The following is a 22,973-nucleotide window of genomic DNA, read 5'->3' on the forward strand; positions in this document are numbered from 1 at the left end:
CTCGGTCAGTTCACCTTTTGCCAGAGAAGTTGATCTTTGTTTTTAGCGACAATCGCCTGCATTCTGCGGGCACCGTCATTCATCTGTCCGTGGCTGTTGATCAGGTAATAGTTGCTTGTGACCGACAGATCGAGGTTACGGTTTAAAGCGGTATAAATATTGATTCCGATCTGATCCCGCAGGTCGTTGAGGGTTTTGAACGGACCTTTGGCACGGAGATCGAGCAGTTTATCGATGTCACTGCTGCTGGTTCCAGCATCCCAACTCCGCAACAGTTCGGCACTAGCCGTATTGACATTAAGCTTGCCGGTGCCATAGCTAGTGACGAAAGGCTTCAACCGCGCGACGCTTTCCTGGTCAAATCCCCGAATCAGATAAAGTTCGTCGAGGCTCTTCAGTGGCGCGTTAGATGCCGAGTAGGGTGGATCCTGGCTCAGATAGTATGAATCTTCGGCGCCGCCTGGATTGGCCACCTGATCCTTATCGATCCAGTCACTCAGGGCATCGGCCAGGGCCTCGGGATTAACCAGGGCCAACTCCTGACAGAGTCTGATAAACCGGTCCCGAAAAACCAGATTTTGGTTCCCCTGACTATCGACCAGCAGGTTGAGGGGAAGGAGGCCATCCAGATCATCTATCTGAACGCTGATGGCTCCTTCGGCCAGGGGATAACTCTGCACCCCGACGGACCAGAACTCACTCGGATCATTTCTGGCGTCATAGCTGTTTCGGTCGATCTGAAGAATCATGCGTCCTGCCGTGATTCCGCCACGCGCCAAGTATTCAGCTCGTGCAGTATCGCGGAAGGTTTCGGTCAAGCGCAAATCGATCAGGGTCGAAAAGGCAAAATCACTGAGCAGGGCGCTGAGCAGGGCCACAACAACCAGGACCAGCAGCAACACCATGCCGCGTTCATCGCCGACTTTCACCGCGTCCTCCTATTTTTTCGGCAGATCGAAGATTCCCACCAACGGCGGCATATCTTTGATCCCCAGCAATAAAAATTCAGCGCGTACCAGTTTTGGTTGTCCATCGTTTAGACTATTCCACTCTTCACGCCAATTCTGGCCGTCAAAAAACTGGAAAGTCAGTTGTTCAATCCCCTGGGCCAGATTCTCTTCTTTGGCAGTCCCTTGGGTGTAGAGACTTTTATCGGCGCGCCAGAGCGTCAGACTGCCGTCATCCTCTGGACCCAGACGGTAGCTGATCTGACGAATTCCCGGCTTTCGTTTGTTGCTTGAGTTGGTTAGCAGTTCAATATATGGCTCGCCAAGGCTGTTTTTCCCGCCGCTTAAGGCCGGGATGGTGCCCTGATTTTCCAGGCTCAATCCGAGAAGTTCACGATCGAGGCGTTCGATCAAAACCCGGCCCAGGTGCATCGCTTCCCCCTGTTTTTCAACACGCTCCTTGGCATTGCTGGTGGTTGAAAAGACCCCGTAGATACTGGTCATCAGGATGCTCGCCAAGGCGATCGCGACCAGAATTTCCAGGAGAGTAAAGCCTGTATTCTCTTTCATAGCGATCACTCTTTGATAAAGGAGGTCAGGGTCACCTGATCGTTCTCCTCCTCCTTGCCCCATAGAACGCTTAAATCAACCTGCACGATGCCGATGATCGGCGTCGGGGTGTTGATGCGTCGCCAACTGAAGCCCTGGTTTGGTTCGGCGAAAATCCCCTTGGTCTGGTCGGACCCGAGATTGAGTCCATGTTCAATCTCGGCCATTTTCTGTTTGGCCAGCAATGTAGCGCGCGTCATCTGTTGCAAGCGGCTATTGACCAGAACACTGCGCTGGGCAAGGCCCAGCATCACCACCAGCGCAATGCCGACAATGGCGAGGGCGATCATGACTTCGAGCAGGGTAAATCCCTGATTTTTCAGAGGCAGTCGGGACGTCATCGGAACGACCGGAAGCCGTCGAAAATCTGGGTTCGTCCGGTGAGCGGGACCAGCCTCAGGGTCAGTTTTTTATCATTTTTATCTTGCAGGTAGATAATCGTCTCTTCAAGCCAGCCTCCGGGGAGCAGGGTCGTGGTGACCTCACCATCACTCCGCTCGCCTTTTCCGGGCTGGTAAATATTGACGAAACGGACCCCCTCACCCAATTTGTGCTCATCACCCACCCCAAGCAGAGGCACCCATTCGCCCAGAGCGTTGATTTTTTCGGCATGATAGGCCGCCTTGTCAAAATTAAAGATCAGGCGATGCTCCTGGCCGGTCATGGCCGCTTCGTTGTAGAGATACTTCACCGTGCCAGCCAGGCGGCTGGCGGAAGAGTTTAGCCGGTTGGGATCAAAGCCGCTGATCAGAGGCATAATGAGCCCGGCCATCATCCCCAGCAACAGAATGACCAGCATCAACTCAATCAGGGTGAATCCCGAGCGGTTATTCAATCTCCCAGCTGTTGATGTCGGCATTGTCACCTTCACCGCCCGATGAGCCATCGGGTCCGTAAGAGATTATATCGTAGTCGTCATGAATACCGGGAGAGATGTAGATATATGGATTTCCCCAGGGGTCCATCGGGATTTTCTTCATGTAACCCTTATCGCGATAATGGGTCGGAATTCGCCCGGTGGTCGGTTTTTCAACCAAAGCCTTCAATTCCTGTTCGGTGCTGGGGAAAAAGCTGTTATCCAGTTTAAAGCTGGCCAGTGCTTGTTCGAAGCCGCGAATCTGGACTGCCGCCTTGGTGCGGCGGGCTTTCTCAGGTTCTCCCAGCAGCCGGGGGATGACGATCCCGGCCAGAATGCCAAGAATAACCACGACAACCAGGATTTCGATCAGGGTGAAACCCCGCTGGTTATTTAACGCTAAATTTTTTCGTTCCAACATTCAGTTGACTCCTTATTTCTTTTAAATTGTGACCTGCCCTACTCAGCAGAGGGCCTGTGGGCAGCCGCTTTTGACTGCATCCAACGTAGCCACTTAACTTCCCGCAATCAACAGCGGCTGAACACAGGTTGCCAAATGGCAATCACCCATCATTTTACGCCTCACACCTCACGGCTCTCTACCCCAGGCTCTGGCTGGCCTGGAAAATCGGCAACAGGATCGCCAGCACGATAAATCCGACGGCTCCACCCATAAAGAGGATCATGATCGGTTCGAGCAGAGCCAACAAGCGGTTGATCGACATCTCTATCTGTTGATCGCAGGTGTCTGCCACCCGGCGCAGCATCTGTTCAAGCTCTCCGCTGCGTTCACCGACGGCGATCATCTGTATCAGCATGGCCGGGAAAAGCTTCTCTTTCTGTAAGGGCTCAGCCAGCGAGGTTCCTTCCCTGACCTGACTGGCGGCCCGATCAATTGCCTGCTGCAACACTATATTATCCAGCAGTTTGCCGGTTATATCCAGCGCTCGAAGCAGGGACTGTCCGCCCTGTAGCAGGGTCGACAGTGTCCGGCTGAAACGACTGGTGGCAATCAGCAGATTGAGGCGGCCGATCAGGGGGAGTTTGAGTCGCCATTGGGCGAGGATCAGTCGTCCTTTGTCGCTCGACGCCCAGCGCCTGACGAGAAACAGGATAACGAATAGCAGGCCGAAAATCAGCCAGCTGTAGTCGTGCAGCAGGTTACTCGCGGCAATCAGCATCCGGGTCGGCAGGGGGAGGACCTGATCGAGATCGATCAGCATTCGGGTGACCTTGGGCAGGATAAACCCGACCAGGAACAGCAATACGCCGGTGCCGACGACTGCCATCAGCACCGGATAAGCCAGCGCTGCCGTGATCCGATTGCGTAGACGGGCTTGTTCTTCCAGCAGGTCGGCAAGATTGGCCAGCGCCTGATCAAGGGTACCGCTATTTTCGCCGACTTCGACCATGCTGATGTAAATGTTCGGGAAAAGCTTCCCCTCGGCGGCCAGCGACAGGTGGAGGGGTTCCCCTTCGACCACCGCTTCATGGACTCGGTTGAAGATTGCCGCCAGATGTTGTTTCTCGATCTGGCTCGCTACCGTATTGATCGCTTCGTCGAGGCTCAGCCCGGCGCTGAGCAGGGTTGCCAGTTGGCGCGTGGCTATAGACAGTTCTTCAAGCGGCACCTGCGGAGTGCGCCAGCGAGAAAGCAGGTTCCCACCCGACTTACTCCCGGCCGCGGCGATCTCGGTGACAAAGATGTTCTGCTGGCGCAGTTTTGCGATGACAGCGCGTTGTCCGCTCCCGTCACAGCTTCCCTTGATCTTGCGCCCGCTGCTATCTAATCCGGTGTAATCAAAAAGCGCCATCAGTCATATGCCTGCAAGGTGTAAGGCGTTAAGTATTCGAAATGACAAATCCTTATCTGGTATCGGGACATTTCAGTTATCGATCTGGGTGACCCTGAGGATCTCTTCCAGGGAGGTCTCTCCGGTTAGTGCTTTTTGCAAGCCATCCTGACGCAGGCTGCGCATGCCAGCTCTTTGGGCTGCTTGACGGATTCTGCTGGCATCAGCCCCCGACATCAGCATTTCGCGAATTTCATCGGTCAAAAGCAGCAGTTCGTAGATCCCGGTCCGACCACGATAACCGATCTGTTGACAACTGTCACAGCCCACACTGCGAAAAAATTTAACCTCGTCCTCGCTGGGCAGCATACCGGCGAAGTGGCGGATCATCTCCTCGCTCGGCGAGTAGCTGCTGCGGCAATCAGGGCAGAGCTTGCGCACCAGGCGCTGTGCCAGAATCCCGGTGACTGCAGAGGAGACCAGAAAAGGTTCGATCTTCATGTCGAGAAGACGGGTGAGGGCGCCGGCCGCATCGTTGGTATGCAGGGTCGAAAAGACCATGTGGCCGGTCAGCGCCGATTGAACTGCAATTTCGGCGGTTTCGCTGTCACGAATCTCGCCAACCATGATGATATCAGGGTCCTGGCGCAAAATCGAACGCAGGCCGGCGGCAAAGGTCAGCTCGATCTTGGAATTGACCTGAATCTGGCCGACGCCGTTCAGCTGATATTCGATCGGATCTTCAACCGTGATGATATTTTTGGAGCGATCGTTCAGACGGCTGAGGGCGGCGTAAAGGGTGGTGGTTTTGCCCGAGCCGGTTGGTCCGGTGACGAGGAAGATCCCGTGCGGCTGATGGATCAGGCGGTCGATCTGTTGTTGCAACTGTTCGTCGAGCCCGATGGCGGAGAGTTCGATAACGCTCGAACTCTTTTCGAGCAGGCGCAAAACCAGGCGTTCGCCGAAGGCGGTGGGCAGGGAGGAGACGCGAATGTCGACGTCGCGGCCGGCAATGCGTACGCGAAAACGGCCATCCTGTGGCAAGCGTTTCTCGGCGATGTTGAGTCCCGCGATGATTTTGATGCGAGAAATGATCGCGGCCCGGGCCTTTTGAGGCGGCCGTAGAACTTCATAGAGTACGCCATCAATCCGATAGCGGATGATCATTTCGGTTTCAAAAGGCTCCAGGTGGATATCGCTGGCGCGTTCACGACTGGCCCGCGCGATCAGGCCGTTGACGAAGCGGATGATCGGCGCCTCATCGCTGCTGTCGAGCAGGTCTGTTGGCCCAAGGGTCGCGGCCAGATCACTGTCGCCGCCCTCAAGGTCCGGCGTTAGATTGGCAGAATCTCCTGCCTGTTCCGCATAGGCGCGGTTGATCGCGTTAAGGATCTCTTCTTCCGGGGCCAGACAAATTTCAATGTGACAACCAGTGAGCGCCGCGAGGTCGTTGATCGGGGTGCTGTTGGTTGGATCGGCCATCGCCAGGCGTAAGTAAGTTTTTGAAATTTCAAGAGGGAAAATGCATTCTTCCCGGACATATTCAAGGGGTAAACGGCCCAGCAACTCAGTCGCTCCCGCCATTTTTAACTGGGGCAGATAACTCAGGCCAAACTGCCGGGCCAGCGCACTGGTGAGGGCATTCTTGCTCAGGCCGAAATGGTTCATCAGGATCTGGCCAAGGCGCTGCTGATCCTGTGCTTGACGCTGTAAAGCGTCTTCGATGTTTTGGGCAGAGAGAACCTCATCCTGCAGCAGGATCTCGCCCAATTTCAGCCAATTACTCATTTTTGGCGGGGGCTTCCTGTGGCGTTGAGTCCACATCTGTATCGGCCTTGATAAGTAAGGATTTTTGATCGATTGCCTTACGTAATGCCGGGGATTGAAGTACTTCACCTGTCAGTTGGGCCCGTCGGGTGACCTCGGACATTTCGGTAGCGTTATGAATCACGCGCGGGGTAATAAAAACCAGCAGGTTGGTTTTTTCTGAAGTGGTTCCCGTCGAGCGGAACAGCCACCCGATCAGAGGAATATCTCCGAAAAATGGGACTTTTGATTCTGTTTTTTGAACATTTGTACCGATCAGACCTCCCAATACGACGGTCTTGCCGTCCTCCGCCAGTACGGTATTGCGCAACTGTCGTTTGGTGAAGGTGGGACCCACATCATTGACATTCCCAACCTGAGTGCCTGCGATTGCGGTGATCTCCTGATAGACGTTAAGACGCACCAGATTGCCTTCGGTGACTTGTGGAGTAAAGCGCAAGGTGAGAGCCACATCTTTACGTTCGATTGCCACGCTTTGCGCAGAAGTATTGCTCGTATCAGTGAGTCGATTAGTGATGATCGGGACATTGGAACCAACAATAATCTCGGCTTCTTCGTTGTCCGAGGTCAACAGACGAGGAGCAGAGAGGATGTTGATGTCTTTACTGGTCTGCGACAGTTGAATCAGTGCTGAAATCGCCGGTACCGTGATAGTCGTTCCGTCGGCGCCAACTGTCGTGATCGGGCTGAAGAGTCCACCGAGCATCAACCCCTGTACTGTCTGCGCTAATAGCGGGATGGTGGACCCGTCAGTGGGTACGAAGCTACTTAATCCGACTGAGCCGGAATTCAGATTGCTGGTCCCCAGGGTCAGATTGTTCTTGCCGATGCCGGCGGCTCCCTGCAGGGAGGCCCCAATCGCGCGGGTGGCATCCATTGACAGTTCAAGAATCAGCGCCTCTACATAGACCTGGTTGCGTTGGATGTCGAGCTTTTCAATCACCTGTTTGATTTCGGCGAACTGGTCAGGGCCGGCACTGATCAAGAGTGAATTGGTCGGTTTGTCAGCCGTAATTACGACAGGGCCGGAAGGCGTCGTTACTCCTGGTTTTTTGCTTGCGGCGGCGGTTTTGGTCCCCGTCATGATCTCATTGAGGGTTTTGGCCAGCGTCTCGGCGTCGGCATTTTTCAGGTAATAAACATTGATATTCGAGCGAGTTTGTTCACCCGGGACATCAAGGGTTGCAATGAGGCTGCGCAGAAGGTTTAGTTCATCTTCGGAGGCTATCGCCAGCAAGGTGTTGGTACGCGGATAGGCGATCACCTGGCCGGTCTGGGTGGGGGCGTTGCCCACGACCCTTCTGCGGCGTGGATTGGTTTGTTTGCTGATCATCGAATTGGCGATTTGTGCGATCTCTTCGGCGCTGGCATCTTTCAGAGTGAAAACTTCCAGGCGATCCAGTGCTGAAGGGAGGTCCAGTTTATCGATGATTTCGACCAGACGATCAATGTTGGCGGCGTTGTCGGTTAAAATCAGCGTGTTTGTTGGTTCATAGACGGTCAGGTTGCTGGTTTTAGCGATCAACGGAAGCAACACGGTGCTTGCAAGGACCTGAGCGTCGGCATAGTTCAGGCGGATTAAGCGCGTTATGTAACCATCCCCTTGCATGGTGTCCGAGACCGGCAGGTTGTTCTGTTTAGCATCCTGTAATGGCACAATCTTGTTGACCTTACCGGTTTCTATCAAGGTGTAACCCTTGACATTAAGTACGGTCATGAAGAGTTGATAGGCCTCGTCTCTGCTCATGGGTTCGGGTGAAATGATCGTCACCTTACCGCGGACCCGTTCATCGTAGACAAAGTTGCGCCCGGTCATTTCCGAAATTGTTTTGATCAGATCGCTCAATTCAACGTCTTTGAAGTCAAGCGAGATCTCGGCTTTCGGGCTTTGTGCCCGAGCCTGAGAAACCTGAAAAAAGAGGGCGCCGGTGAATAGCGTCGCGAGTGCGGATACTAAAAGAAATTTACGTAAATAATTCATCATCGAATCTCATAAGCAAAGGTCATGGCTTTGCCTCCCCGTTCAAGGCCGATACTGATCTGTTTCGCTTGACGTAGCTGTCCAAATATCTGAAGTGCTTTTTCGGGCGAATCGAGTTCGACGCCATTAATCTCGCGCAGGATATCACCTTTTTTAAGTCCAAGTTGTTCAATAAACGACCCCCTCTGGATCATGTTCATTTGGAAGCCGGTGGTTTTCCCTCCTTCAAGGTAGGGGATGGCCTGGGCCTGTTTGAGAAGTTCTCCAATATTAGAGCGGGAGTCTTCGGCAACCTGGGCTGGAATAATCCAGTTGTTCTCACCAATACTCTCTATCCCTAGGTCTGTCCCTGACCTTTGTGCCGGGGTCGTCGCTGGGGACGCAGCGCGTACTGGCGACCCAGCATGTACTGGCGACCCTTGTTTATCCGTCTCAAGTTCAAGAATGACCGATTGCCCATCTGGATAACGGATTTCAACCCGATTCCGTGTGATGTCAGCTAATTTGCCACCATCCGGTAGCTCCTGATTGAGGTGGTATGTATCTGTTTCCCGTCCGCTGGTTAAAGTCGCCAAAGGGGATGGGCCTCCGCTGATGGTACCGACGAGAGACCACTTTGAGGCGGTCTTCGCGGGTGAGGTTGTGGTCTGGGCCGTTTTTGTAGTGGGAGTCAAGGTCTGGTTCTGGGCTGCAGAGTTGAAGATGTCCCGGGACAAGATCGTCTGGTAGTCAGCCAGGGATGGCAGGGCCTTGGCCTCGATTGGCGGCAACGTTTGAATAAGCGCAGAAGTTTGACCCGGCCCGGCCAGTATTCCGATGACCGTCGCTCCCAGATGTCCGACGGTCAAGCCCATTAGCCCGCTCAGGGTAGCAAATATCCATAAATAATGTCGTTGGAGCAGGGTGATCAGCATCTGACGCCAAATATTTGAAGAGTTAAAGAGGAAAGTACATTGGATAGAAAAACTTCGTCTACGTATGTAACGTTTCCCTACCAGAAAATCAAGAAAATTAAGGCGTTTATGCGATTTCAATTCGCCGATATTGAGTCAGGATGTCAGGTAAGAAATCGGGGATCAATTGCCATTATTCCCCGTTGCCTCTTACCAACGGCGTTTTAATTTTGAATGTTGTTAAATTAGCAACGCTGCATAATTTGAGTCAAATTTTTTTGTTTTTGAGGTTTAGGCTAAAGCGTCCTGACCGGCTCCCCACAAAAAAAGGAACCCCGCATCCAAAGATGCGGGGTTCCTGATGATTTAGGACGGAGAATTAGCCCCGGTCTTTCAGGGCAACTTCTCTTGTGTAAAGCAGCTTCAGTTTAACGGATTGCCACCGTGGCAGCTGGCACAGCTGGGGCCGCTGCCGCCTTCTAAATTGGCACCATGACAGAGAGTGCAGGCGTTCTGCATGTTGCCGGCAGTACCGTGGAAGGTGGGGCCGTCGTAGCCCTCCCAGTTTGACGGATGGGCCAGATACTCACCGTGACAAGCTTCGCAGCCAGTTCCGCCCTGGCTGACGATGCCTCTATTAAAACGTGGATTGCTACCCGGGCCGCCAGCTTGACCATGACATGCCTGGCACATTGTTAGATCGGCTTTGGCCACGGGACCGTGCGTTGAACCGATCAGAAAGCTGCCATCCAGGGGGTGTGGGGCTAAGCCGGGGCCTGCGGCATGGCAGCTTTGAGCGTTATAACTGGTGGAAAAACAGCTGGGGGCTACCGTGCTGCCCTGCAGGCTAGCGCCATGGCAGTTTTTGCACAGGTCGGTTTGTGCCCCATAACCGCGATGGTTAACATAAGGGTTGGTCCAGTCGGCGGGGTGAAAGGTAAATGGAGGACTGGTATTGAAAACGTGGCAAGAATAGCAACTCACCGCCGCGTCGTTGCCCTTGAGATCGGCAGCATGGCAGAGGGTGCAATCGGCGGCGAAATCTGCGCTCGCCTGTGCAGCTGCAGGGTGAGATGACAGCCAGTTCTGCGGGTGCGGCTGATTATCTGTCGGAGCATTGGGATTGCCGTCACCGCATCCGTTTATGATTAATGGCATTAGTAGCAAAATTAGAAAAATAAATCGGCGTTTCATCTTGTCTCTCCTTCTTAACCTCAGCCGTGACAGCTAACGCAGGTTTGAGATGCTTTAGGGTTGCCGTGACAACGGAAACAAGAGGTCGGGTCTATGCGACCATCAATGCGGTGACGGCTTAGATAGTCACCGCGATGTTGCATCTGTCGACCGGTTTCTGTCGGGTTTTTGAGCGAAGGTTTCAGCTCGACCCGGGTCGCATGGCAGTCATTGCAAAAGCTGGTCTGGTGACACATCGAACAGACAGCTTCATTTTGGTAAGCACGCTGACGGTGGCTTTGCAGCCAGGTTGGTGTGTGGACAAAATCGCCAAAGGCCAGTTTGTTGTCGCGGGCATCATGACAGTTGATGCAGTTTTTGGTTGATAGACCCAAAGTGGCTTCCGTCGCATGGCGAAGTGGCAGATCTCGACCGCTGTCGAGCGCCGCACAGGCCGCCAGGCCGAGCAGCAAAAAAGATAATCCCAGAATTATTCTAAAATTTTTACGCATTATTTAACTCCTGCTCGCAATGTAAATGTCATTACAGTGATTTGCCGAAACTGTAGCTGGCGGTCAACATGCCGCGCAGGTCTTGATCAAAATAGGGGTCGTTGTTGTAATCAGCACTCAGCTTCAACTCAAGGGCATCATGCATAAATTTTTTGCCTGTACCGAGAGAGATAAAGAGCGAGCTGTCTTCGCCATATATCGGCTTATCATAGCCGACATAAACCAGATCACTGCTGATAAAACTGACGGGAAGGGCGGCGGGAAGCTGAGCCCAGTAGGTGAAGAGGCGCAGCAGGTAATATTTGTTTTGGGCAATATCGCCGACCATGGTGCCAATTTCTCCGCCGATTTGATCTTGACTGTCATCCGACCAGGTCGCCTGTCCCGAATAGTACTGCGAGTTATCATTAAGCACTTTGTAATCATAGTTTTTGGCTTTGGCGACGAAAACCCAGGTTTCTCCCAATGGCAGGGTCAGATCTAAGCCGTTGATCGAAAGCTGTTCGCCGCTGGCCGCCAGAAAGCGGAAAGGGTTGGCGCTGTTGACGCCGGTGCCGAAATAATCCTCATATTGAAACTGCTGAAAGTAGGGACGAATGGAAACCGGCCCGACCTTGGCGCTTAGTTCGTAAGAATGTTCAGCCCAGGCATCGCTGAGCAGGTTGTATTTGGACAGTCCGTGGAAATTGACACCGAAGGGCAGATAGGCCGCCAGATCAAGGCCGGTCAACTCGGTGGCGTCGGCGCTGTCGTTGCGGATTTTTTTGTAGGAGACGCCCAGATCGTATAGACCAGCCATATGGTTGACCAGGCGACCGCCGTAGATGCTGTCGCCGCTGCGACCGTTTTCACTGGCGAGGGCCACCTGTTGCCCCGCATAGGTCGAGCCGGAAAAATATTTACCCAGATCGGAACTGAGGCGCAAGCCGTCGATCGATTCGTTGGCAACCCCTTCAAATATATACTGTCGGCCGAGACGGGCATTGAAATGAGCCTGCTCACCATTGTATTCGGCATAACCGTAGAGCAGTTCTCCGGCGGTGTTGTCCGTGTAGTAGCCGTTGTCTGCCAGATCAGCCCGACCCCAGCCGTAGAGATGAAATGAGAGCCCCTTAGCTTCAGGGTTTCCCATGTCGACCTGCAGGTATTCGTAGGTTGGCATGACGGCAGCGTTGTTTTTTGTCGTGGTATCACGACTGAACGCACGAAATAGCGTGTCGGAATGAATGCTGAGTTCAGCCGCGGAAACAGTCAGCGGGCTACAAAGCAGAATTAACGTACTGAGCCAGAGCAGGGGCCCCATTCCATAGTTTATTTTCATACATCCTCCTAGATGTGCAAAAACGGCACTGGACAGTTCGATAGCCCAAAGCGTTAAGCGTTTTCATTCCATAAAGTAAAAAAACCAAAGTCTCAGTCAGGCAGGTTCAGGGGGGAACGGTAGATTTACAAAACGTGATATTGTAGACGACCCTAGTGGATTTTTCAATCTCAAACGCAAAGCGTTCCGACTTCAGGGATCTTTGGACCTTGGGACAAAAAAACCCGGTATTTATCGTTTTCTCCTTGGTTGAAAATGCACGATAGGTCCATAAAAAAAGCGGCACGCCAAAGGACGTGCCGCTTTTTAGGTTTGTTTATTTGGACAAAATCCAGCGAGGTGGGCAAAGGCCCACCTCGCTGGTGATGATTACTGCAGTTTGGCCATGATGGAGTTCATTACATCAATGAACGACTTGACCGTTGTCGGTACTCTGTAGCCCATTGCTTCAGTGTGTGCATTGATTGCAGCTAGAGCACCGGTGTCACCTTCTTTAAGTGCATCTGCCCGGTGGCATGATCCGCAGGCTCTGGAAGCAGGGCCAACGGTTACATCAACGCTACCATTATCGATGACGCTGCCGAGCGACTTAGTTTGGTCCGGAACATTGTAGGTGCCAGCCACGTGGCAGGCTTCACAGTCGGTGGTGGTGAACGTCGGGAAGATAAATTCCGGCTCGGTCTGGAACGAGTGGATTGAGTGGAGGTAAGAGTCGATAGATCTGCCTTGTTGCGCATAATGACCGGATGCGCTGGCGGTGTTATGGCAGAACAAGCAGGCGTTAACGTTACCAACCGTTGTATGGCCATGTGAATCGCCAGTATGGATCACGATATTGTCATGGCAGGCATTACATTTGGCGTTGTCGACAACCTTGTCTCGATCAGACAGGGTGCCATCGGCCAGCAGGATATCCTTGGTTACAGATTTTACCGCGACCATGCTGCCATTCACCTGGGGCACACCGATTATGGCGACTGCGAGCTTGGTGGCCTTGTTATCGGCGAGTTTGGCGCTGTTGAGGGTGAAAGTGGTCGTTGCTACGCCAGCGGCATAGGTGGTATTGGCGATGACATCGTCCTTCTTGATGTAATCGTAGTCAGCCACGTTTTTGGTGCCCCAGCCGTAATAGGCAACCATGATTCTGATGCCTTCAGACTCATTGTTGCGGTCAGCAGGGAGACCGAGGAAAACGGGTCCAGCCGTGGGGTCAAGGTTCAGCACATCCTGGGCAGCACCCGCTGCATCTTTGGCATTCCAGGTGATTGTCAAGGTTGCTGCCGTTGCATCATAGACAACGTTGTCGATAGCATAGGTGTAACGCAGGGTCCCTGCAGTAGCGTCAGCCGCGCTGGCATATTTTACTTTGTCAACGCCAGTGTGAATGGATACAAAGGAAGGTGCATAACTGTTGTCATCCAAATGGCAAGCGCTGCAATTCGTGGCGCTGGTTACTGGAACCGGGTGAGCGGCTGGGACAATTGTCGACAGGGGCTTGGCCACAACCGTATTGGTCGCTGCATCCACATCGGCATGACAAGTTGTACATACGCTGTACTTGAAGTTCGTTTGAGTAAGGGTGCTGTCAAGCTTGGTGCCCATATGGCAGGTTACACAGTTGGTCATTTCCTGCGGATAAGGGAAGACATTCAGGTGGGAAGCGTGAACGTCGGTCATGACGTTCGCAGTATAGGCGTAAGTTCCGTCACCAAAGAACTCCGTGCCATCATTCCCAGGTCTGGAGTCATAATGGCAAGCCTTACAGGCGACAAAATCGTCGATGCCGGCGACTTGGGCTGCGCGGTAGCCATGCTTCATATAGGGCGTGCCGTGGCATTTTTCACAAGAAGCAACGGCAGCATTGGACGTATATGTCCAGGTGCCGAATTTGAGTGCAGCATTTGACACATTGTCATACAGCTGGACATGACCAGCAACTGCGCCGCCGATTTTATCCTTGGCGACATAGCCGTAGATAAATCCGGTAAAACCGGTGGCGGTCATATCATAATCCAGGGTGGTCGTCATGGTATAGCTGCCGCCACTGCCGGCCAGCGTGTAGGTGGCTGGGGCGCCGGCCAGAGTGGCCAGTTCGACATGATTGGTGCTCGCGTCGAAGGTCTGGATGGTCCACCTCTGAGTTCCGAGACCGTCAATGCTATTGCCTGTTACCCCCCCCAAATACGGAGCCCCATTTTCGTCAATGGTGAAAGGGATAACGTTTGTGTATGTTCCGTCAAGGTTATCGGTGACGGTGTCGGTGCCGAAGGCCAGTTGAATTTTGGAGGCATCCTTGGTTGCGTTAAAATAGGCCTGGTGCTGATCGCCAGCCCCCTTGTGGCACACGGCGCAGGACTCAGGTGTGGCGTCGTTGGCTGCAGTTAGTGCAGCAGCAAACTCTGCCTCTGTACCGGTGTAGCCATTGTTGGCAGCGATCTGGTAAGCACTGAGGCCTGGCGCGCCATCTGCGCCAGCAGCACCATTGCTGCCATCACTGGCGCAGCCGGACAATCCGGCGACCAGTGCAATCAGGCCGATCAACAACATTAATTTCAACTTCTTCATCTTTTGCCTCCATTTTATATTGAGGATTATGTTTTGCCATCCCCACTGGATGGCTCGCAATTATTTGACGAGGTTTTTGGGTGGATGCGCCGTTCAGGCTGGGGTATCCGCGGCGTTGGTGAGTTCCCCCTGTAGCCGCTTTACTATTAGTTCTCTCTTCGGTAACCGCAACAAATGCTCCGCAGGTATTTTATAGAATCAGCTTCACTGCCTGCTAACTAATAGCACTAAAAATTAGAGATGCAATATAAATGTACAAAATTTAATGTTTCTCTCGAGGAAATGAGAAAGCTTTGTTTTCTATGGCTTTAAGGTGACTAAAAAGGTAATGATTTGGCAGAAAAGATAATATTTCAATATCTTAATGAAAATATAACCCTGCTCGATTTTAATCTGCAGGTCAGGGGTGTTGAGCTAAATCAGGTCTGGCAGGTCGGCGAGTCTTCAGTGACGTCTGGAAAGTGTTTGCCTGCTGTGTATGGATTTCTCTGGCCCGTCTTCGATTAAATAAAGTGGTTGATTTTGCAATTGCGCTGTGTGCACGACTGTGGGACGGGAACTCCATGCCTGTGACATCAGTAAATTTTTTATGGTCGATGATTCCAGTTGCCTCTTCCGCGTTTATTGAGACTTTCGCTAGCTCTCTGAAAGCAAGGGGAAGGCGACCACTCTATATGCAGGTTTACAGAAATACGGCAAAACCAGATTAAGTAGGAATGGTTCGGCAATTTGGCAGTTCTGGTCGCTAAATGGTCGAACTGAATTTTGTCTCCATCACAATTTTTTAAACGGGGAAATCAGGGTAATAGGTGAAGTAAAAAGAGGTCAACAGGGGTCAGTCAGATCGAATTTTGGGACGCCCATGATTTTGTACCTTTCTTGCCAAAACGCCCATAAAAAAAGCGACTCGCCCTTTGGGTGTTCGGGCAAAACCTTGCGGTTTGCCTTAATAGGGGAGGTCCAGGTCTTTCGCTTCAAAGCTGTGGTTTCGCGTACGGAAAACCGACTCTTCCCCATTCTTCCATAGCTTTAGTTGCATCGTATCCTTCCCCAGGGCACGTCGCGCCAGGCCGATGGGCAGGACCAGAGTAAAAAAAAGCCCACTTAAAATGATTTTGGATGCAATTTCTCCCAGCGTTTTGCTTAAAGCAAACCAGAAGATAGCGAACGGCTGAAAAAGGGGAGGGTGCGTCATGGCCATGAGAAGCAGGATGATTGCCGCCAGGATAAAAAATGGCAGATTTAAGGACAGGTAACAGATAAGGCAGATAAGGACCAGGGCCAAACCAGCGTCTTTGCATTCTTCAGCGCTGTGCCTGTGGAGTTTTGATAACATTTAATTTATCACCGTAGAAAGGTTTTTATGGGAGTTGGAGGGCTCAGTCCAGTGCATACTTTTGCTTCCAGTAATCACGGTCTGCAAAATGCGGCTGTTCGTTTTTACAGAACAAAAAATCACCCATGACCAGATAATCCATTTCGGTTGCCATAAAGCAGCGGTACGCATCGTCGGGGGTGCAGACAATCGGTTCGCCCCGGACATTGAAGCTTGTATTTACGATTAAACCGTAACCTGTCTGTTGTCGAAAAGCATCGATCAGTTCCCAGTATTTGGGGTGGCCCTCTCGATTGACAGATTGTATCCGGGCAGAGTAGTCGATGTGGGTTATGGTCGGCACATCCGATCTGGTGTGGTAGAGCCGGTCATATAGGGGCAGAGTATGATAGTTATTCGGCAAGGGGGACCGCCTCTCTTTTCGAACCGGGGCGACCAGCAGCATGTAGGGAGAAGGGCGGTCAAGGTCGAAGAATTCACCGACACATTCATCTATGACTGAGGGCGCGAAGGGGCGAAATCCTTCGCGGTATTTAATCTTCAGGTTGAGTTTCTTCTGCATTTCGGGGTGGCGTGCATCTCCCAGGATGGAACGGTTCCCCAGCGCTCGCGGACCATATTCCATGCGTCCCTGAAACCAGCCAACAACCTGCCCCTCCGCCAGTAGCCCCGCGACATCATGACAGAGGGCCGAGAACTCAGCATAGTTCTGGCAGGGTGCCTGATAGCGGCGGGCAACCTTACCAATCTCTTTGGTGCCATATTCCGGACCGAGCAGGGCGCCCTGCATTGCGTCCCCGTTACCTTTTTGGCGGGGCTTGTCGAGGGAGATATGCCAGCCGGCCAATGCAGCTCCTAACGCCCCACCTGCATCGCCGCTGGCAGGTTGAATCCAAATATCCTTAAATAAGCCAGACCTGAGAAGTTTGCCGTTGGCTACGCAGTTTAACGCCACTCCGCCCGCCATAACCAGGTAGTCGCTCTGGGTAAGCTGACGGGCCGTATGGGCAAGACGCAGAACGATCTGCTCTGTAACCTCCTGTATGGCTAAGGCCAGATCCATGTAGTTCTGGTCCAAGGCCGTCTCTTCGGTGTGTCTGGGAATTCCGAACAGCTTTTGCCAGCGGTTATCGACGCACATGGTAAGGCCGGTAGCATAATCGAAGTAGTCCATGTTCAGCAGGAATGAGCCATCTTCGCGGAGATCGACCAATTCAGTAAGAATGTGTTTCTTCCATTCTTCAACCCGAGGTGAACCAGCCGTTCCGTAGGGGGCCAGACCCATAAGTTTGTACTCGCCGCTGTTGACCTTGAACCCGCAGTAATGGGTAAACGCTGAATAGAGTAGCCCCAGCGAATGAGGAAAATCGAGTTCCTTGAGAACCCTGATTCCATTTTTCGTGCCGACGCCAATAGAGCAGGTAGCCCATTCGCCGACCCCATCGAGAGTCAGAATCGCGGCCTCGGAAAATGGCGAGGGGTAGAAGGCGCTTGCGGCGTGGGAGAGGTGATGCTCGGGGAACAGCAGTTTTGGCATGCTCCCGCCGAGCTTTTTGAACTCATCCCGTAGCATCCGGCGCATGAACAGCTTCTCTTTGATCCAGACCGGAATAGCCGAAAGAAAACTTTTCAGGCCGCGTGGCGCGAAGCTGTGATAGGTCTCGAGCAGTCGCTCAAACTTTAAATAGGGTTTGTCGTAGAAGGCGACGGCGCTGATATCCGCGAGCTCCAGCCCCGCCTCCTCAAGGACGTAGGCCACGGCATGGCGGGGGAAGGAGGAATCGTGTTTCTTGCGGGTAAAGCGTTCCTCCTGGGCGGCGGCAACGATCTTGCCGTCCAGAATCAGGGCCGCCGCACTGTCATGATAGAAGGCCGAGATGCCCAGGATTGCGTCTGGCATGATTCAGGTGGTCTTTCTAGAAGATTGCATAAATGAAGGGCGCGATAGCCGAGCCACCGGTGAGCACGATCAGAACCCCGAACAGCAGCATGAACAGGATGATCGGCAGCAGCCAGAATTTTTTTCGTACGGTCAGAAATCCCCAGAGATCTTTCAGAAAATCCATATCTATTGTCCCTTTTGAGGCATGTCCACCGATTTGGCTGGTGGGCGTGTCGACACCAGCAACTATTGGTGAGGCTGATTAAAAGTCGGTTTGCCCTGGTCATCCCAGGTCAATTCGGCGCCTGTCGGCTGTCCATGGTCGAAATCGACGAAGCGTTTCAGGCGGCCGTTCTCATAGAATTCCGCTTCGATGCCGTCGGACACGAAATTCCCTTGGGCATCGACGCGACCCTGTACCACCCGCTGTGGGGCGGTAGAAGGATAGCGGTTCAGCTTGATCTGCGGCGGAGTTGGGTCGTAGCTGCGGCTTTCCGGAATATCGTTGATCTTTTCCAGCCTCAGCTTGGCGTTAGCGTTGTTCGGGTTCAGCCGTAATGCCTCTTTAAGGCTGGAATAGGCGATTCGCGGCCGCCCGCGTTCGAACATGACAATGCCGAAGAGTCCCTGGGCCCAGTCGTAGTAGGGCATCTGCTGGATCACCAGCAGCAGGTTGGCCGCCGCCTCTGTATAGTTGTGAACTCGAGCCCCTGATAGAATTTCACCCAGCTTCAAGCGCAGCTCAACTGAGCCGGGGTTGTTTTTCAGGACCGCGTAAAGCTGTTTGACAGCCATTTGGGGCTTCCCAAAGCGAACGTAGGATGTCGCCAGGGTGCTCGCTGCGTTGGTGACGACCTTCTGGGAGCTTCCCGCGGTTTCGATCGCCTGCTTCGCCAGGCGAGCCGCATCGTCATTTTTGCCGGCCCATAAAAGCACACGGGCCAGGTTGGCAAGGGCAAACCCTTTTTCGGTCGGATTGAGGCCGCCTTCGATAGTCGCGGTGGCCTTGGCCAGCGCCTGTTCTTCCCGCGTGGGATCCAGCCGTATCAGGCCCTGATCCGACATAGTTTGCAGCAAACCGCTCGCCAGAATCTTGTGCCCTTCGATGGTCGGGTGAACATGATCGAGGAAGTACTCTTTCCCCAAGATCGCGTATCCCTGCTTTTTGCGCATGCGTTGCTCGAGCAGGCCTGGGAAATCAACCAGCGGGACTTGCTGCTCATTTGCAACCGCTGTGACTGTTTGGACTATGGAACTTAAGGCGCGCAGCGGGCAAACGTCCTCATCCCGTGCGCTAATTAGTGCGGTTTTGGCTTCTTTATAGAGCCCCAAGCCGAGCAGCGTCTGGCCGCGTCGATATTGCAAATCGGCGGAGCGGGGGTCGAGTTTCGCCGCCTGATTTAAAAAGTTCAGCGCCATACCAAAATTTTTCTGCCAGTAAAAAGGTTGGCTCATAGCTTCAAAACGCTCGGATTGTTGAAGTGCGGTTGCGGACAATCCCGGAGTGTGCTGACTTTTAAAAGGGGAACAATCCTTCAGGTTTGACGCTGGTTTCACAAGAATAACCTTAGCGCCCACCGACCGGGCCAACGAAACCATGCGCTTCAGGCTGATGCGGTAATGTTTTACGATGTTTTCTTGCAGGGCGTCATCGCGGGTGTAGCGCTCTGGCCCGGCGGATTGATCGAGTATCGTGTTCACCTCGGCACTGAGTTTATACCGATTCGTCTTGTTGTGATCGGGAACAAGGTGCAGCGTCTTGAGGGCAGAGTTCATTGCCGTCCAGGTGCGGGTATGTGTCAGCAGCGAAACAGACGAGCGGATCAAGGGTGGGAGGCTCTTGATTTTATGGTAAGTCCGTTCTTCAAGAAATTCGTTGTGCCCAGTGTAGATGATGAACAGATCCGGCTGATAGCGGACCAATTCTTCCATCAATTGCGCCACCCGATAGCTGGCATAACTGATCCCTCCGGCATTAATGACTTCCCAATTTTTACTTTGGTCAACTTCTGGAAGCAGTTCTCTCAGCCAGCCGGAAAAAGAGGTTGCGTCATCGTAGGGGCGACCGTAGGTGGTTGAACCGCCGAGAGAGAAAATCCGGTAGGTGTTGGGAGCCTTCTGCTGAGGGAAGCTCTGGCGGTTGAAGTAGTCCTTTTTATTTGGTGCAGTAATCAGAATTGGTTGACCGTCAGCCCCTGTTGCCGAAACAAACAGGGGTGAGGTAGAGGAAAAACCGACAAATGGATCCTCGGTCTGGGACGCTGGTTTCACTCCAAAAACCGCAAGTCCTCCCTCGAGAAGGACAAAAAAGATTAATATCGCGACCACTGGCAAGGCAAACGCTAGCCAAAGAGGGGTGCGTCGCGATGTTTTCATTGGAGAGATTGATCCGGCAGCACCAGATTGTTGTTTTTTTGCCATTTGTTGAAACCTTTTTCGTATATATGAAATCTGTTTTCTCGTGTTTTGGCACCCTGATTTAAAGCTGGAAAACTAGATTATAGACTCAGTTCTTGGAGGTCAAGAAATTGATAAAATTCGATTTCAGGCGGTTGGTAGACCCACTGCAACGTAGAGTTCCATAAAGATTATAAGGGGAAATAAAGGTTGGAACTGAGTATGACAAAAAGCAATACTTTGTAGCTGTGAGAGTGATCTGGGTTGCCTTTAATTATCTGGATTATAAACTTTATCAATAAAATTGGGGCGGACCGTATGGTCCGCCCCTTATTGCATTATGAATTAAAGAAAGCTTTTAACTCATTTCAGATCGTTTTTACAAAGGACCACCATTTTGAATCATGTGATCTTTTGCGCCAGGCACGTCGCCGTGGCAACCGATGCAGGGCTTGGCCCATTGCGAAGGCTGAACGGTGTCACTCGTTGCCATGTAGTTTTTGCTGGTGCTGTTGTGGCAGACCGCGCAGTTGGTCAGAGCCGACGGATAGGTGATCTCCGTCCAATCACGATTATTGAGATCGCCATTTAGGGTAGCGCTGTGAACCGCATGTACGCGATTTGCAATGGTATCAGCATGGTTGCCCGATTGATCATGACAGGCTAGGCAGCCGTCGGTGCCGAAATAGGCACGGTGAGCTGTCGAGGTCCAGTCATTCAGATCGTGGCACTTATTGCAGCCATCGCCCGCAACTCTGGGCTGCACGGTTGCGGTACCAACCTGGAAGTTAATCAGCTGCCAACCGTCAAGGTTGTAACCGCCATAGCTGGTCGGGATGTTACGGCTCGACGGATCAGTGACGTAAACCATGGCCATGTAGGTACCCGCTTCAAGAGTGCTGGGGATGGCCTGCAGCGTGTACTTGAGGTCAGTGGCGTCAACCGTGACGTTGGCGTCGGTGGTATCCAGCAAGTTGACACCCTGGGTCGGGGCCGTGGCTGGATCATAGGCCGGGTCGGTGGACGAACCGGGGGTCAGGATCGGCAGAGCCTTAGACCGCGGACCGTAGACATACAGTTTGGCCGCAGTGAAGTCAGCCGTAGACATTGCAACGCCGCCTTTAGTGGCGGTCACAGTAACAACCGGAACATCGCCCGCGAGGAATTCACCAGAAGCACCAGTCGCACCAGCAAGGGTAATGGCCGAGGTGTAGACAGGTGTGATGGAGACGGTCGGAGCGTTTTTCAACGTGGTGACGGTATGAGCCGATATGATGGCCGCGGAGGGGTGACATCCGGCACAAACGTTGAAGCCGCCAGCCGTATCTGCGTAGTTGCCGGTCGGAGCCGAAGCGTAGTTCGCTGTATCGTGGGTCATAGTGCCGTCGGCATTGATGACGTTGCCGCTGTGGCAGGACGCGCAGGCCTCACCAGACGGGTTGGTGTTCCAAGCAGTGCTCATGTTGTCGTCGCCGTTGTGGCACTTGGCGCAGTTCTTGATATTTTCCGGGTAAGTAACATCTGGGGTCGCATTGAAGGCCCAGACGTTGTTTGAATGGATCTGGTGAACAAATTTGGACAGCCACATGCCGTCTCTGGTGATGTCCTGGCCATAGGAATTGGTGACACCGCCTTCGAGCAAACCTGTTCCATCGGCACTGGCGCTATGCGGCCAGTTGCTGATCGGTGAGTGGCAGGTGTTGCACACGCGGGTATCGGGATAGCTGCTGGCATGGGCGGCATTCTGCATGTTGTCGGAGTGACACTGCTTGCAGCCTGAAACCGGTGCAAGGACCCGATCCGGGAGTACGGTTGTAATAGCGTCAGCGGTTCCGATAGCTCCCGAGTCGGCAACGGTGAAGTCTTGAACAGCGACGGTGCCGGCATAGTGACTAGTGCTATCAGCCCCAACTTTAATGACGACACGCTGGGTATCGCCGTAGATGCTGAACTCTGGTGCGACGGTTGCGAGAGACTCTGCTGCGAGAGGATCGCCGCCGTGGCTCGTACCTGCCAGCGCCGCAGTGAAGGTGCCGTCGGTGTAGGGGGTGCCGAAGGTGTAGGTGTAAGTCCCGGCAGTGGCACCAGCGGTAAGAGTGCCTACGACTTTCCCAGTACCTTCATAGGCCCAGCGCTCAAGGTAAGCGGTTGGCCAGGTGCCGGAAACAGTTGTATTTGTTCCTGCAGGGACGATATCTGCCAGGTAGAAATTGGCGGCTTTCGTATCGAGACCGGTGACGCCTTGGGTCCCGTTCATGGCAGTAAAATCGACTTCAACAAACTTGTTGGTACCGGTGGTAACGGTGCGAACATCGTCAACGGTCACGGTCAGCGGGGCATCCGTGGTATGGATAGCACCGATGTCAGCGATGGCTCCTGCAGAGTGGCAGACAGCACAAGATTCATTGGTTTGGGTTACCGGGCCCGCAGGGCCGGTCGCACCAGGGGCACCAGGGGCACCAGCAGCACCATTGCTGCCATCACTGGCGCAGCCGGACAATCCGGCGACCAGTGCAATCAGACCGAGCAACAACATTAATTTCAACTTCTTCATTCGTCTACTCCTTTGGTTGTGTTTGAGCTGACCTGTCATCCCCTCCGGATGACACTCTAATAACGTACTTTTGTTCTTAAACAAGTTTTTCTTTTGTCATGTTTTGCCAGGGGACAGTCACTAATTTGCTCCCGTTCCTCCTTTCGCAGTTGGACCTATACCTATTATTGATAATGTGTTTTGGGCTTCTGCAAATACAAGTCAGCAAATCCTAATTTTGATCCGCTGGAAGGTGCCACTAGAATCGCAGGTAAAATTTTAAAAAACCAGAAATTACCGTTATTTGGACCACTCAAGGGATAAAGTAGCGTGCAAAAAACGATCCCT

General features: G+C 52.9%; 18 protein-coding genes. All 18 read right to left on the reverse strand.

Annotated features, from left to right (window positions below; all coding sequences use genetic code 11):
* Positions 1-5 precede the first annotated feature (5 nt).
* Complete coding sequence (gene gspK, locus D888_RS22875; protein WP_020675243.1) at positions 6-929, reverse strand: type II secretion system minor pseudopilin GspK; 924 nt, start codon at positions 927-929, stop codon at positions 6-8.
* A 9-nt stretch (positions 930-938) separates the two neighbouring features.
* Positions 939-1,517: a prepilin-type N-terminal cleavage/methylation domain-containing protein gene (locus tag D888_RS0103995; protein WP_020675244.1), complete on the reverse strand. Its 579-nt coding sequence runs from the start codon at positions 1,515-1,517 to the stop codon at positions 939-941.
* Between the two features lie 5 nt (positions 1,518-1,522).
* Positions 1,523-1,897 carry a type IV pilus modification PilV family protein gene (locus tag D888_RS0104000; RefSeq protein WP_020675245.1) on the reverse strand — a complete coding sequence of 125 codons (375 nt, stop codon included), beginning with the start codon at positions 1,895-1,897 and terminating at the stop codon, positions 1,523-1,525.
* Positions 1,894-2,415 carry a pilus assembly FimT family protein gene (locus tag D888_RS22880; protein WP_169513264.1) on the reverse strand — a complete coding sequence of 174 codons (522 nt, stop codon included), beginning with the start codon at positions 2,413-2,415 and terminating at the stop codon, positions 1,894-1,896. Before D888_RS22880 ends, D888_RS0104000 begins: the two co-directional genes overlap by 4 nt.
* The gene (gene gspG / locus D888_RS0104010; protein ID WP_020675247.1) at positions 2,384-2,833 is read right to left on the reverse strand and encodes a type II secretion system major pseudopilin GspG; all 450 of its coding nucleotides are present in this window, start codon (positions 2,831-2,833) and stop codon (positions 2,384-2,386) included. Before gspG ends, D888_RS22880 begins: the two co-directional genes overlap by 32 nt.
* 178 nt (positions 2,834-3,011) lie before the next feature.
* Positions 3,012-4,226 carry a type II secretion system inner membrane protein GspF gene (gene gspF / locus D888_RS0104015; protein ID WP_020675248.1) on the reverse strand — a complete coding sequence of 405 codons (1,215 nt, stop codon included), beginning with the start codon at positions 4,224-4,226 and terminating at the stop codon, positions 3,012-3,014.
* A 72-nt stretch (positions 4,227-4,298) separates the two neighbouring features.
* On the reverse strand, positions 4,299-5,993 hold the full coding sequence (gene gspE, locus D888_RS0104020; RefSeq protein ID WP_020675249.1) for a type II secretion system ATPase GspE: 1,695 nt from the start codon (positions 5,991-5,993) through the stop codon (positions 4,299-4,301).
* Positions 5,986-8,016, reverse strand: a complete 2,031-nt coding sequence (gspD, locus tag D888_RS0104025; protein WP_026362203.1) for a type II secretion system secretin GspD — start codon at positions 8,014-8,016, stop codon at positions 5,986-5,988. Before gspD ends, gspE begins: the two co-directional genes overlap by 8 nt.
* The gene (gene gspC / locus D888_RS0104030; RefSeq protein WP_020675251.1) at positions 8,013-8,927 is read right to left on the reverse strand and encodes a type II secretion system protein GspC; all 915 of its coding nucleotides are present in this window, start codon (positions 8,925-8,927) and stop codon (positions 8,013-8,015) included. The genes gspD and gspC overlap by 4 nt, the downstream gene beginning before the upstream one ends.
* Positions 8,928-9,329: 402 nt before the next feature.
* Positions 9,330-10,100 (reverse strand): hypothetical protein, encoded by a 771-nt coding sequence (locus D888_RS0104035; RefSeq protein WP_020675252.1) that lies wholly within the window; start codon positions 10,098-10,100, stop codon positions 9,330-9,332.
* A 20-nt stretch (positions 10,101-10,120) separates the two neighbouring features.
* Positions 10,121-10,591 (reverse strand): hypothetical protein, encoded by a 471-nt coding sequence (locus tag D888_RS0104040; RefSeq protein WP_020675253.1) that lies wholly within the window; start codon positions 10,589-10,591, stop codon positions 10,121-10,123.
* A gap of 31 nt (positions 10,592-10,622) precedes the next feature.
* Positions 10,623-11,912 (reverse strand): hypothetical protein, encoded by a 1,290-nt coding sequence (locus D888_RS0104045; protein WP_020675254.1) that lies wholly within the window; start codon positions 11,910-11,912, stop codon positions 10,623-10,625.
* A 369-nt stretch (positions 11,913-12,281) separates the two neighbouring features.
* Positions 12,282-14,477 (reverse strand): multiheme c-type cytochrome, encoded by a 2,196-nt coding sequence (locus D888_RS0104050; protein WP_020675255.1) that lies wholly within the window; start codon positions 14,475-14,477, stop codon positions 12,282-12,284.
* Between the two features lie 946 nt (positions 14,478-15,423).
* A complete protein-coding gene (locus D888_RS0104060; protein ID WP_020675257.1) occupies positions 15,424-15,813 on the reverse strand; it encodes a hypothetical protein in 390 nt (129 codons plus the stop codon).
* A gap of 43 nt (positions 15,814-15,856) precedes the next feature.
* Positions 15,857-17,713, reverse strand: a complete 1,857-nt coding sequence (locus D888_RS0104065) for a carbamoyltransferase family protein (RefSeq protein ID WP_020675258.1) — start codon at positions 17,711-17,713, stop codon at positions 15,857-15,859.
* 16 nt (positions 17,714-17,729) lie between these two features.
* Positions 17,730-17,879, reverse strand: coding sequence for a DUF5989 family protein (locus D888_RS24315; protein WP_020675259.1), 150 nt, complete (start codon positions 17,877-17,879; stop codon positions 17,730-17,732).
* A gap of 62 nt (positions 17,880-17,941) precedes the next feature.
* A complete protein-coding gene (locus D888_RS22885) occupies positions 17,942-20,116 on the reverse strand; it encodes a tetratricopeptide repeat protein (RefSeq protein WP_026362204.1) in 2,175 nt (724 codons plus the stop codon).
* 355 nt (positions 20,117-20,471) lie between these two features.
* Positions 20,472-22,646 carry a multiheme c-type cytochrome gene (locus D888_RS0104080; protein ID WP_020675262.1) on the reverse strand — a complete coding sequence of 725 codons (2,175 nt, stop codon included), beginning with the start codon at positions 22,644-22,646 and terminating at the stop codon, positions 20,472-20,474.
* Between the last annotated feature and the right edge of the window lie 327 nt (positions 22,647-22,973).

The sequence above is a fragment of the Geopsychrobacter electrodiphilus DSM 16401 genome, assembly GCF_000384395.1.
Classification (GTDB): domain Bacteria; phylum Desulfobacterota; class Desulfuromonadia; order Desulfuromonadales; family Geopsychrobacteraceae; genus Geopsychrobacter; species Geopsychrobacter electrodiphilus.